A 12,635-nucleotide genomic window follows, 5' to 3' on the forward strand; every position below is an offset into this window, starting at 1 on the left:
CCACTTTCGATGCGGTGTCCCTTTCTTTCCCATTTTTCTACCTCCTTTTCTTCTTCTTACCACGAAAAAAGTAGACACCCACACTTTTGTGAGTGTCTACTTTCAGTTTACAGGTGCACATCGGAACACCGATGCGGCGGTCTTTTGTTTTGTTGTTCAGCCGCCCACCCGGGCGTCCAGCCCCATGGAGCAGGCCAGCTGCCGCCAGGGTTCCACTTCCCCTTTGGTGAGCATGGGGGTGTCGCCCAGCGGGTAGTCCCGGCCCAGCGCGGCGTACTTGTTTTTGCCCAGCGTGTGGTAGGGCAAGAGGTCCAGCCGCTTTGCGCCGCAGTCCAGCGCCAGGGCAAAGATGCCCTTCATACTGGCCTCGTCGTGGTTGAAGCCGGGGATCACCGGCACCCGGACCACCACCTCCCGGCCCAGCTCCACCGCGCGCCGCAGGTTGGCGGTCACACGGTCGAGGTCCGCGCCGGTCACTTCGGCAAGGCGGGCGCTGTCGGCGCTCTTCAAATCGAAGAGGAACAGGTCCAGATACGGCGCGCAGGTCTCCAGCGCCGCGGGCGTAAACGCGCCGCAGGTCTCGGCGGCGGTGTGCAGGCCGTGCTGCTTGCAGAGGGAGAGAAACTCCGCCAGCGCCTCGGGCTGGGTCAGCGGCTCGCCGCCGGAGACGGTGACGCCGCCGCCGGAAGTCTCATAATAGTCCGCGTCCCGCAGCACCTCTTCCAGCAGTGATTCCGGGGTGCGCTCGGTTCCCGAAATCTGCAGCGCTCCGGCGGGGCAGACCGCCGCGCATGCGCCGCAGGCGATGCACTTTGCCCGGTCCAGCCGGGGCTTTTCCCCCGGGCGGCCGCTTCTGGCCCCCTGTCCGCAGGCGGTCAGGCAGCCGCCGCAGGCGGTGCACTTATTGGAAAACCACAAAAGCTGGGCCGCCGCGCTCTGGGACTCGGGGTTTGCGCACCAGGGGCAGTGGAGGGGGCAGCCTTTTAAAAACACGGTGGTGCGGATGCCCGGCCCGTCCTTGGTGGCGAACCGCTCCACATCCATCACCCGCAGGGTCTTTGTCATGGCGCGCCTCTCATTCATACATGACCCGGCTCATCAGCTCCTGCTGAATGTCCGGCTCCAGATTGACGAACACCGCCGAGAAGCCGCTGACCCGCACGATGAGGTCGGGGTAGCGCTCGGGATGGGCCACCGCGTCCTCCAGAACGCCGTGGTCGATGACGGTGACCATCAGATGGCAGCCGCCCCGGGCAAAGTAGGTCTTGAACATGGCCTTTATCTTCTCCCGGTTCTCCCGGAAGAAGGAGGTGGCGAACTTGATGTTCTGCACCGACGCGCCGTGGAGGCGGGCGTCGAACTTGGCCAGCGAGTTGAGCATGGCGGTGGGGCCGTGGGTGTTGGCGCCGCCCTGGGGGTTGTTGGCGGGGTTCATGTACTGGCCCGCATGGCGGCCGTCCAGCGAGGCGGCGGTGCGGCGGCCCCACTCGGTGTTCAGCTGGTTGTTGCTGATAACGATGAGGTAGTACTGCATGCCCGCGGCGATGCCCCGGTCCCGCACGCCGTTTGCCACGAACTGATACAGCCGGTCGGCCATGCCGTCGGCGGTGTCCAGGTCGTTGCCGTACTTGTCGCACTTCCACAGGGCGGTGCGGATGTCCTCCGCGCCGGCGAAGTCCGCGTTGGCCGCGGCCACCAGCTGGGGCAGGGTGTACTTCTTCTGGTCGTACACCAGGTCCTTGATGGCCCACAGCGCGTCGGAGGTGTTGATGTTGCCGTAGGTCTCGTTGGTGCCGCCCAGATAGCGCACGCCGCCGTCCAGCACGGCCTTGCCCCGGGCGATGCAGTCGTCCATCAGCAGGCTGGTGAACAAAAAGCTCACCTGACGGCGCATGACCTCGTAGGAATGGACCTGGGCGTGGATGGAAAGGTCAAGGTAGTGGTCCACAAGGCGGGTGTACTGCGCCCACAGCTCCTCGAAGGTGTGCAGTTCGCTGGCCGGGGCCAGGGGCACGCCGTCGCTCTTGTCCTTGCCGTCCATGGGGTCGATGCCCTCGTTGAGGGAAATCTCCAGCAGCTTGAGCATATTGATGCAGGTGTTGGGGGTGCCGGTGCTCTGGCCGGCGATGACGTACTCGCCGCAGCCGAAGGGCACATACTGCTCGGCGGTCTTTTCGTCCACCCGCATGGCGTAGGACACCGCGGGCACGTTCACGTCGTCGTTGTAGAGGGTGGGATAGGCGGCCCCGCGGCCCAGCGCCTCCAGGGCGGAATCCCAGATCTCCTCCGGCATGTCCTTGGTGACGCGCAGGGTGAACTGGGGCTCCACATAGCGCAGCTCGGTGGCCGCCCGCATGGCAAGGCGCAGGAACACGTCCGCCTCGCGGGGGTGCTTGCGGCCGCGGCCGCCCACGATGATGCGCCCGTTGACGGTGGTGCGGCGGTTCTCGATCATCCGCCACAGGCACTTGACGTACTCATAGGCCTCGTCCTCGGTGAGGCGGCCCGCTTCCAGGTCCGCCGCGAGGTAGGGCCCCAGCAGGTCGTCCAGGCGGCCGTAGTTGATGACGCCCGCCATCAGCGCGTAGAGCCAGAACAGCTGCAACGCCTCCGGGAAGGTCTTGGGCGCGCCGTGCTGGATGTTGGCCAGCACCGCGGCCATGGCGTTCAGCTGGGCGGCACGGGGGCCTTCGGCGGTTTTGGCCGCCTCCAAAGCCTCACCGCGCAGATGCTCCGCGCAGGTGCAGAACAGGTCCAGTGCCTGCCGGGAGGCGGCGTAGAAGGCGTTCTCGCCGTTGGCCGCCGCGCCCGCGTCGATGCGCGCGCGCAGGCCGTCCACACCGCCGCTGAGCAGCGCCTCGTAGTCCAGCATCATGCCGGAAAGGCGCGCCGTGGCGATGAGGGGGGTCTCGCAGTCGATGAAGCGGCCGATCACGTCGTCGATCAGCACCTCATTGCAGTAGATGGTCTTGCAGTCATGGTCCAGCCAGTACTGATACAGCGCGTCCAGCTGCTGCTTTTCTGCCTCGGTGGGCAGGGTCTCCCGCATGGCCTTCAGCTTGCCGAACACGCAGTAGTGCCCCACGCCGCCCAGAGAGGTGACGCAGCCGAAGCCGATGGGCAGAAAGTCCAGCCGGCCCAGGAACAGGTCGCCCGGCTCCATCCGGCGCAGCAGCGCGGGATACAGCACCCGCAGGCAGCGCACTTCCCTCTCTTCCTTGCTCAGGTCCGCGCAGGCGCGGTGGGTGTCGGTGTACCGCTGCATGAGCGCCAGCTGTTCGCTGGGAGACATCTGGGGAGGCAGCTTTTTGCTGACTTCCACATTTTGAATGCCGTCCACATTGAATTTTGCCATGTCGGTCCCCTTCTTTTATCTAAGGATGCTTACTTCTTCTGGTGTTTGCTCTTTTCGGCGTCGCGCCAGTTGTTCTGATAGCCGCTCATCAGGTCCACAAAGCGCTTGGCGGTCAGGTGCGGGCGGGTGATGGCGCTGCCCACCACCACGCTGTGGGCGCCCAGGCACAGGCACTTGATGGCGTCCTCGGGCGAATAGATGTGGCCCTCCATCACAAAGTATGCCTCGTCGCCCATGTCGCGGCACATGCGGGCAAACTCGCGCAGGTCGGGATACTCGATGGAGGCGGTCTCCTTGGTGTAGCCGTAGAGGGTGGGGCCCACGATGTCCGCGCCCAGCTCCACCGCGCGCTTGGCCTCGTTGTAGTTGGAGACGTCGGCGAAGATCATCGCCTCGGGAATTTCCTTCTTCACGATGGGCAGCAACTCCCAGGCGGGACGGCCCTCGTGGGTGATCTGGTCGGTACAGTCCAGCGCGATGATCTCGGCGCCGGCCTCCCACACTTCGCGGGCGGCCTCCAGGGTGGGGGTGATGAACACGTCGGTGTCGTCGTGCCAAATTTTGTAAAGGCCGATCATGGGAAGGTCCACCTTCTCCTTAATGGCGCGGATCTGCTCGGGAGAGTTGGCGCGGATGCCCACGGCGCCGGCCCAGCGGGCGCCCTCGGCCATTTTCACCACCATGTCATCGGTGTAGATGGGATCGTCCCACTGGACCTGGCAGGACACGATGAGGCCGTTTTTGAAGCTTTCGAGGATGGCGCGCTTTTTCGGATCCTGGGTTTTCATGATTCCTTCCTTTCCCCACCCCGCCGGGCGGAAAGCCGCCGTTCCGGCCGCGGTGCGCCGTACTTATGGGGCGAGCCCCTGCGCTGCCGCGGATGCAAAAAAATGCAAACCGCCGAGCCCTTGTTTCCATAACAATAATAGCGCAAGCGGTTTGCATTTTTAATACTATTCTTTTCAAAATTGAACATTTTTGTTCATTTTTGAACGAGTGCAAAATTCCCCGGAAGGTCCATAGGCTGCTGGGGGCGGGTGCAGTACACCTGATCGAAGGCTGCCAGGTCGGCAAATCCGTAGAAGCCCCGCTTCTCCAGTTTGGAGTCGTCCAGCAGCAGGTAGCGGTGCACGGCGTTCTCCATGCCGATGAGCTTGATGTTGGTGCTGGCCATGTCCAGGTCGTAGCACTTGCCCTCGGTGAGGGACACGCCGTAGCAGCCGATGAAGGCGTGCTCAAAGCGGAAGCTGCGCAGCATCTGCTCGGCCATGGTGCCGGTGAAGATGCTGTGGTGGGGGTCGTAGGAGCCGCCCAGCATCACCAGCTCGGCCTTGGGCATCTTCACCTGGCTCAGCAGCAGGGTGCTGTAGGTGACGATGCGCACCTTGCGCCGCATCAGGATGGCGCCCAGCGGCGCGATGGAGGTGCCGCAGTCCAGAAAAACGGTGTCGCCGTCCTGCACGTTTTTCGCCGCTTCGGCGGCCACGGCCAGCTTTTCGGCATGGTTGATCTGCATTTTGCTGCGCATGGCCAGCTCGCTCATGTCGCCGCTTTCCTCGCCGCCGCCGTTGCTGGTGGCGCCGCCCTGGACGCGGGTCAGCTTGCCCGCCCGCTCCAGCTTTTCCAGGTCGCGGCGGATGGTGGCTTCCGAGGTGCCAAGCTCCACTGCCACCTCTTTCAGGTTGATAACGCCTCGTTCATGGATCGCGCGCAGGATGTACAGGCTGCGTTCCGATGCGATCATACAAAATCCCTCGTTTCTTCCGGCCGCGGAGCATGCGGCCGATAATCGATCCCCGCCTGACTGCGGGCTTCGTCCAGGAGCTTCGCGGCCATCCCGGACCAACGCCGCCAGGGCGCCGGGTCCAGTTCGCCCCGCACCATGGCGATAAAGTCTTCTATCTCATAATACATGTCCTTGTCGCAAATAGCAAGCCCTATCGTTTTCCATTCCCCGCCCCGTTTTTTCCAGCGTGCCCATCGGGGCGCGCCCACCGGGCCGAACTGGATGGTGCCGTTTTCGCCGGCCACCTCGCAGGGGCAGCTGCTCTCGTGTATCTTGCTGTAGGTCAGGCTGGCATTGAAGCCGGGATACCGGGCGGTGAGGTCGCCCATGGCGTCGATGGAGCCGGGCAGGAAATCGGCGTGGGCGCTGATGGCGCGGGGTTGACCCAGCAGCATGACCAGTATGTGCACGCAGTATACGCCCAGGTCGGTGAGAGCGCCGCCGCCCATCGTCGGGTCAAAGGCGTTCTCCACGATGCCCGCCTTCCATTTGTCGTAGCGGGAGGAATACTGGCAGTAGGAGAAGGACGCGCCGCGGATGGGGCCGATTTCTTCCATGGCGCTGCGCAGGGCGGGCACCACCGGGCCGTGGGCGCTGCGCATGGCCTCCAGCAGCACCACGCCGTTGGCCTTGGCCGCCGCTTCCATCTGCGCCAGCTGCCCGGCGTCGATGGCCATGGGCTTTTCGCACAGCACGTGCTTGCCCGCCTCCATCATTCGAATGGCCTGCTCGGCATGGCAGACGTTGGGGCTGGCAATGTACACCGCGTCCACCGTCTCGTCCGCCGCAAGGCTCTCCAGCGTGTGGTGGGCATGGGGCACGCCCCACTCCCGCGCAAGCATCTCCGCCCGCTCCTTGGTGCGGGAATACACCGCGGTCAGCTCGCAGTCCGGGCAGAGGGCCGCGGCTTCGCGAAACCAGTCCACGATGAAATTGCTGCCGATGATGCCAAAACGCACCTTCATCTTGATTCCCCTCTCTTTTGCGAAAAAGACCCCCACAAGAGTGCTGTGGGGGTCTTTGCTTGCAGATGCCGGCGTTACGCGCCCAGCAGCGCGGCGCCGATGATGCCCGCGTCGTTGCCCAGGGTGGCCTTGAGGATCGCGGGCGGGTCCATCAGGTCGGAGGCATACACCGTCTCGCTCACGCGGCGGCGCACCGGGCCCAGGAGGTATTCGCCCTCGTTGCTCAGGCCTCCGCCCAGGATGACCACGGTGGGCCGGAAGGCGGTGACCAGACTGCCGATGCCCGCGGCCAGATATTCCACATAGTTGTGGACCACCTGCAGCGCGGCTTCGTCGCCCTGTTTGGCGGCGTCAAAGGCGGTGCGCCCGCTGACGCGGCTCATGTTGCCGCCGCACATCTCGCACATCAGGCTGGTGGGGCAGGCGGCCATCATCTCGATGGTCTCGCGGATGAGGGCCGTTACCGAGGCGTAGGCTTCCAGGCAGCCCTTGCGGCCGCAGGTGCACTGCACGCCGTTGTAGACCAGGATGGAGTGGCCGGGCTCACAGCCGTAGCCGTTGCCGCCCAGATAAATTTTCCTGTTCATCACGAAGCTGCCGCCCACGCCGGTGCCGAGGGTCAGCATCAGCACGTTGTCATAGCCCTTCGCGGCGCCCGCGATGGACTCTGCCAGGGCGGCGCAATCCGCGTCGTTGGCGATGTGCACAGGAACGTCCCAGTGCTTTTTGAACTCGCCCACAAGGTCGGCCTTCTTCCAGCCGAGGTTGTTGGCGAACACGACGCGCTGGGTGCCGGGCTCGATGGTGCTGGGCGCTCCGATGCCCGCATACCCGATGTCCTTCTCCGTCAGACCGGCCTGTTTCACCACCGCGCGGGCGGCGGCGGCGATGTCGCGCACCACCGCCTCAAAGGGGCGGGCGCCCCTGGTGGGCGCGCTGTGGCGGGCAACGAACTGGTGGTTCTCATCGATGACGCCGGCGGCGATGTTGGTGCCGCCAAGGTCGATGCCGAGGTAATGCTTCATAAATGTTCCTGCCTCTCGTTGCGTTGTTTCCTGTATGTTTTCGCCTTTTCGAAGGGGGCTTTGCGCCCGCTGCATCCATTTTTGGGCCGTTTTTTGCCCTTCCCGGGCGGCAAAAATGCGCCGCTCGAACCGTTTATCCGGCGGCCTTAAAAATCCCTGGTACTAATTATACAATAACCGTGTGCAACGTCAACGCATTGCCGCCAAGTTTGCATCAAAACGCAGGAGTGTTAAAAATCTTTGCGCAACCCCCAGTTTGTGATATCTTTTGCAAAATCTGAAAAGCCTCTGCGCATTTGCGCAGAGGCTTTTCAGATGGTCAGTTCCGTGGGGCAGGCACACGGCACACCAGTGCCGAAGCCGTGCCGGCGAGGGACCACCCGCCGCTGCCGGCGGGCAGAAAGAGGCTGTCGCCCTTGCGCACCGCCAGTTCCTCGCCGCCGCAGGAAAGAACGCCCTCCCCGCCGGTGATGAGCAGGCTGGTGAAGGAGCTGTCGTCGCACATGCCTTCGGCGCCGCCCTGCACCGCGTCCGCCACAAAGTACTGGCAGGCCGCCAGATGCCCGCCGAAGTCCTGGGGCTGGGGCGGCACGCACCGGGTCACCTCCAGCGCCTGGGCCACATGCAGCTGCCGGGGCTTGCCGTCCGCGCCCAGGCGGCCGTAGTCGCAGACCCGGTAGGTGACGTTGGAGTTCTGCTGAATTTCTGCAATCACAATGCCTTTGCAGATGGCGTGCAGCGTGCCCGCCGGGATGAAGAACACGTCCCCCTTCTTCACCGGGGCGGCGTTCAGCACCTCGGTGAGGGTGTTGTTCTCGATGCGCTCTTTGTATTCTTCTTTGGCGATGGGGTGCTTGAAGCCGTAATAAAGGAAGGCGTCCGGCTCCGCCTCCAGCACGTACCACATCTCGGTCTTGCCGTACTGGCCCTCGTGCTCCAGGGCGTAGGCGTTGTCCGGGTGCACCTGAATGGACAGATCGCCCTTCGCGTCGATGAACTTGACGAGGATGGGGAAATCCTCGAACCGGGCGCAGCTTTTGCCCAGCACTCCCCTGCCGTGCTTTTCGATGTACTGGGGCAGGGTCAGACCCGCGTCGGGCCCGTTTTCCACCACGCTGGGCCCGTCCGGGTGGCAGGAGAGCACCCAGGCCTCCGCCAGCGGATTCAAATCAGAGGAGATGTTGTACTCCTCCCGCAGCTTGCTGCCGCCCCAAAGATAGTCCTTGCAGGCGGGCTTCAGTTTCAGAATGGGCATGGGGCATCGCTCCTTTTCCGTCGTTGGTTTTTCTGCCCCCTATTGTAGCACACCGCCGACCGAAATCAATCCCGGCCCCAAAATCACTCGGCGGGGATGGTGCGCACCCCGAAGGTGAAATAGAGGATGTGGAACACCCACACCGCCCCCAGGATGATGCGCCCGACGAGCACGGCGTGCATCATGGCAAAACCCACCGCCATGAGCAGGGTCACGGTGACCATGATGCGTATCTTGGTCCTGCGGGTCATGCCTTTGCCCGCCACATAGTCCGCCAGATTCTCGCGGTAAAGGCGGGTGTTTTTGAACCAGTTGTTCAGCTTTTCGCTGCTTTTGCCAAAGCCGAAGGCCGCCAGCAAAAGGAAGGGGAAGGCGGGCAGCAGGGGCAGCACCGCGCCCACGGCGCCCAGCGCCAGGCCCAAAAAGCCCAGGGTGAGATACATCGCTTTTTTCAGTTTCATCAAACACTCTCCTGTTGTTTTTTCTCCCGGCGGCTCTCGATGAGATGCCGCACCGCCAGCACCGGGTGGGCCAGCAGCATCCGCGGGCCGGAAAACCGCATCACTTCCCGTATTTTCCGGCGCATCTCGGGGCGGTAGCAGTGGACCTTGCAGTTGGAGCAGAAGGTCTTTGTCTCCATGAAGGGGCAGCGGTCGCTGCGCTGGCAGGCATAGTCCAGAAGGGCCGCGCACTCGGGGCAGAGCTCCTTTCGGCCGCCGTGCTTTTTGCGGCAGTAGAGGCGTATCATAGCCTCCACCACCTGCTTTTCCCGCCGGCGTTTGCTTTGCAGGTCCATCAGCTCAGCCGCCCACGCTCCACGCTCACCACCCGGTCGGCGATGCGCAGGGTGCTGCGCCGGTGGCTCACCAGCACCACCGTGCGTCCTGTGCTCTCCTGCCCCAGCGAGCGCAGGATGACCGCCTCGTTCAGGCTGTCCAGATTGCTGGTGGGCTCATCCAGCAGCAGGAAGGGCGCGTCGTGAAGGAAGGCCCGGGCAAGGCCCAGCCGTTGGCGCTCGCCGCCGGAGAGGGTCTCGCCCAGCTCGCCCACCGGGGTGTCGTAGCCCTGGGGCAGGCTTTGGATGAAGTCGTGCACCGCCGCCTTTTTGCAGGCGGCCTCGATTTCCGCGTCGGTGGCGCCGGGCTTTGCAATCCGCAGGTTTGCCCGGATGGAATCCCGGAAGAGGTGGGTCTCCTGGGTAACATAGGCCTCCATGGCCCGCAGGTCGGCGGTGTTCACCCCGTCGATGGGCCGGCCCGAAATTTCCACCTGGCCCTGACGCACCTGCCAGAAGCGCATGAGCAGCTTGAGCAGGGTGGATTTGCCGCTGCCGCTGCGGCCCACGACGCCGATGACGCTGTGCTGAGGGATGTCCAGGGAAAGGTCGTCCAGAATGAGCTCGTCGCCGTAGGAGAAGGTCACGTTTTCCACCTTCGCGCCGGAAAAGCCGGTGGCGGGGCAGCCTTCCACCTCCGCCGTGACGGGGGTCTCTTCCAGGATGTCCAGCACCCGGTTGCCGGCGGCAAAGGTGTTCTGCAGCCCGGCGCCCAGGTTGGCCAGAGCCACCACCGGGCCGAAGGAACTCATCAGCGCCACGGTGGCCACCGCCGCGCCGGCAAACTCCAGCCGGCCGGACATGCACAGCGCCGCCGACGCGAAGAGCATCGCCAGATCGAACACCAGGATGAGGGTGTTGGTGACGGCGGCATTGAAGGCCGCGGTGCGCTTCATGCGCCCTTCGTGCTCCGCCAGCTCGGCGGTGCGGCGCTCCATCTCCGCAAGGCGGCGGCCGCCCGCGCCGTACTGCAGGATCTCCGGCAGGCCACGCAGGCTGTCCAGCACAAAGGCGGACAGTTCCCCCGCGCGGCGGCGGAACTCCATGCCCGCCCCGCCGGCGGCCTTGCTGGCGGCCAGCGGCACCAGCACCCCCACCGTGAGGTAGGCGGCCAGGGCGATGGCCCCCAGCAGCGGGTGCGCCGCGCCGATGAACACCGTCATGCCCGCCGAGAAAAGCAGCGCGATGGCGGCGGGCGAAATGGTGTGGGCATAGAACACCTCCAGCAGCTCGATGTCGCTGGTGATGACCGAAATCAGGTCACCCTTGTCCCGCCCTTCCAGCTTGGCGGGGGCCAGCCGCCGCAGAGCGGCAAACACCTTATCCCGCAGAAGGGCCAGCAGCTTGAAGGCGATGAAGTGGTTGCAGGCCTGCTCGCCGTAGCGCAGCAGCCCCCGGGCCAGGGCCATGACTGCCGCGGCGGCGAAGAGGGCGGGCAGGGGCAGCGGGCCGCCCAGGCCCAGCACCCGCAGCAGGCCGAACACCCCAAAGATGGTGATGAAGGAGGCGCACAGGTGCCCCGCCAGCCCCATCAGGACGGCCAGCGCCATGTAGCCCGCCAGAGGTTTTACCAGCCCAATGAGCCGGGCCATCACGGCAAAGCCGCTTCGTTCCTTTTTCATACCGCGTCCCCCCTTTTATACTGTTCCAGTTCCTGCTGGGCGTTCCACAGGCGGGCATAAACCCCGCCCCGGGCCAGCAGTTCGGCGTGGCCGCCCTCTTCCGCCACCCGGCCGTTCTCCAGCACATAGAGCTTGTCCGCTCCGGCCACGTTGGCCAGCCGGTGAGAGATGAGGATGACCGTTTTGCTCTTTGCCAGCTCGGTGATGCGGGCCATGATGTCGTTTTCGCTTTCCACGTCGATGTTGGAGGTGGCCTCGTCGAAGATGTAAACGGGGCTGTCGTGCAAAAGGGCCCGGGCCAGGGCAAGGCGCTGGCACTGGCCGCCGGAGAGATTCGAGCCCTTCTCCGCCACCGGGGCGTCCAGGCCCCCTTCCCCGCGCACAAAGTCCGCAAGGTTCACCTGCTCCAGCGCCTGCCAGAGAGCCTCGTCCGGCGCATCCGGCCGGGCCATGCGCAGGTTCTCCGCCACGGTGCCCTTGAACAGGTAGCTGTTGTGGGAGATATAGGTGATGTGCCGGGCCAGGGCCGCCTCGTCGATGTCCGAAAGGCTGCGCCCGCCCACCGTGACACTGCCTTCATCCGGGCGGCGTCGGCCGGTGAGCAGCGAGGCCACGGTGGACTTGCCGCAGCCGGACTCGCCCACCACGGCGGTGAAGCTGCCCGCCGGGAATTCCATGGTCACGCCCCGCAGCACCGGGCGGTCCGCCTCATAGGCAAAGGCCGCGCCCCGCAGAGCGACGCCGCCCTCTTCGGGCACCTGCCCGCCCGCCGCAGGCGCTTCGGGCAGGTCCAGCAGGCGGAAAATGCGCTCCGCCGCGGCCATGCCGTTCATGGCCACGTGGAAGAAGCTGCCCAAAAGGCGCATGGGCAGAAAGAACTCCGCCGCCAGCAGAATGATGAACAGCGCCCCCGCCAGGTCCCCCCGGCCGGCGGCAAAACGGCTCACCGCCAGGGCCATGCCCGCCGCCGCGCCGCCGTAGGCAATGAGGTCCATGATGGTGATGGAGTTCAGCTGCATGGTGAGCACCTTCATGGTGATGCGGCGGAACTGCTCGGCCTGCCGGTTCATCTCGGCGTGCTTCTGCCCGTCCGCGCCGTAAATTTTCAGGGTGGTCAGACCCTGCAGGTTTTCCAGAAAAGTGTCGCCCAGGGCGGTGTACTGCCCCCAGTAGCGGCCCAGCAGCTTTTTGGCCCAGGTCTGCACCGCCGCGATGGACACCGGGATGAGCGGCACACACACCAGCAGCACCACGGCGCTCGTCACATCCACCGGGGCCAGCACCGCGAACAGGGTGAGCGGCGCCAGCATGGCGTAGAAGAACTGAGGCAGGTACTGGCCGAAGTAGACCTCCAGCTGGTCCACCCCTTCCACCGCCACCTGCACGGCCTCGCTGGTGCGCACCTGCTGCCGGCCCGCCGCGCCCAGCCGCAGCAGCTTTTCATAGATAAGGCGGCGCAGTTTTGCCTTCACCGCCCGGCTGGACCGCCAGCTCATGCCCGCCGAGGCCAGGGTGCAGCCAAAGCGCACCGCCAGCGCGGCGGCGGCCAGCGCACCCAGTCGCAGCAGGCCGGCCGGGTCGGCCGTGCCCGCCCACAGCGCCGCCAGCAGGCGGCAGACCGCGCCGGTGAGCAGGATATTCGCCGCCAGCGACACCCACTGGAACGCCACCCCCGCCGCGATGTACTTTTTGCTCTCGCTGACCATGCCGATCAGCCGTGTGTTGATCATCGTTTCTCTCCCCCCGCGCCTTCGGGCGCAATGTTAGTTTTATCTAACTTCAAATCCAAAAA

11 protein-coding genes are annotated in these 12,635 nt (G+C 64.9%); all 11 read right to left on the bottom strand.

Annotated features, from left to right (window positions below; all coding sequences use genetic code 11):
• Positions 1-156 precede the first annotated feature (156 nt).
• Positions 157-1,065: a glycyl-radical enzyme activating protein gene (locus ACMI1Q_RS01905; RefSeq protein WP_419502613.1), complete on the bottom strand. Its 909-nt coding sequence runs from the start codon at positions 1,063-1,065 to the stop codon at positions 157-159.
• Between the two features lie 10 nt (positions 1,066-1,075).
• Positions 1,076-3,355 carry a pyruvate formate lyase family protein gene (locus ACMI1Q_RS01910; RefSeq protein ID WP_419502614.1) on the bottom strand — a complete coding sequence of 760 codons (2,280 nt, stop codon included), beginning with the start codon at positions 3,353-3,355 and terminating at the stop codon, positions 1,076-1,078.
• A 29-nt stretch (positions 3,356-3,384) separates the two neighbouring features.
• A complete protein-coding gene (locus ACMI1Q_RS01915) occupies positions 3,385-4,143 on the bottom strand; it encodes an N-acetylmannosamine-6-phosphate 2-epimerase (protein WP_419502615.1) in 759 nt (252 codons plus the stop codon).
• Between the two features lie 194 nt (positions 4,144-4,337).
• Positions 4,338-5,099 carry a DeoR family transcriptional regulator gene (locus ACMI1Q_RS01920; RefSeq protein ID WP_177522506.1) on the bottom strand — a complete coding sequence of 254 codons (762 nt, stop codon included), beginning with the start codon at positions 5,097-5,099 and terminating at the stop codon, positions 4,338-4,340.
• Entirely contained in the window at positions 5,096-6,106 is a 1,011-nt protein-coding gene (locus ACMI1Q_RS01925; protein WP_419502616.1) for a Gfo/Idh/MocA family protein, read from the bottom strand. Before ACMI1Q_RS01925 ends, ACMI1Q_RS01920 begins: the two co-directional genes overlap by 4 nt.
• A gap of 74 nt (positions 6,107-6,180) precedes the next feature.
• The gene (locus ACMI1Q_RS01930) at positions 6,181-7,131 is read right to left on the bottom strand and encodes an ROK family protein (protein ID WP_419502617.1); all 951 of its coding nucleotides are present in this window, start codon (positions 7,129-7,131) and stop codon (positions 6,181-6,183) included.
• 319 nt (positions 7,132-7,450) lie between these two features.
• Positions 7,451-8,386 (bottom strand): type I phosphomannose isomerase catalytic subunit, encoded by a 936-nt coding sequence (locus ACMI1Q_RS01935; protein WP_419502618.1) that lies wholly within the window; start codon positions 8,384-8,386, stop codon positions 7,451-7,453.
• 83 nt (positions 8,387-8,469) lie between these two features.
• Positions 8,470-8,847: a YbaN family protein gene (locus ACMI1Q_RS01940; protein ID WP_419502619.1), complete on the bottom strand. Its 378-nt coding sequence runs from the start codon at positions 8,845-8,847 to the stop codon at positions 8,470-8,472.
• The gene (locus ACMI1Q_RS01945) at positions 8,847-9,182 is read right to left on the bottom strand and encodes a nitrous oxide-stimulated promoter family protein (protein WP_419502620.1); all 336 of its coding nucleotides are present in this window, start codon (positions 9,180-9,182) and stop codon (positions 8,847-8,849) included. The genes ACMI1Q_RS01940 and ACMI1Q_RS01945 overlap by 1 nt, the downstream gene beginning before the upstream one ends.
• Complete coding sequence (locus ACMI1Q_RS01950) at positions 9,182-10,843, bottom strand: amino acid ABC transporter ATP-binding/permease protein (RefSeq protein WP_419502621.1); 1,662 nt, start codon at positions 10,841-10,843, stop codon at positions 9,182-9,184. The genes ACMI1Q_RS01945 and ACMI1Q_RS01950 overlap by 1 nt, the downstream gene beginning before the upstream one ends.
• Complete coding sequence (locus tag ACMI1Q_RS01955; RefSeq protein ID WP_419502622.1) at positions 10,840-12,573, bottom strand: ABC transporter ATP-binding protein/permease; 1,734 nt, start codon at positions 12,571-12,573, stop codon at positions 10,840-10,842. The genes ACMI1Q_RS01950 and ACMI1Q_RS01955 overlap by 4 nt, the downstream gene beginning before the upstream one ends.
• Between the last annotated feature and the right edge of the window lie 62 nt (positions 12,574-12,635).

Origin of the sequence: Candidatus Allofournierella excrementavium, from assembly GCF_048526665.1 — a bacterium.
GTDB classification, from domain to species: domain Bacteria; phylum Bacillota; class Clostridia; order Oscillospirales; family Ruminococcaceae; genus Allofournierella_A; species Allofournierella_A excrementavium.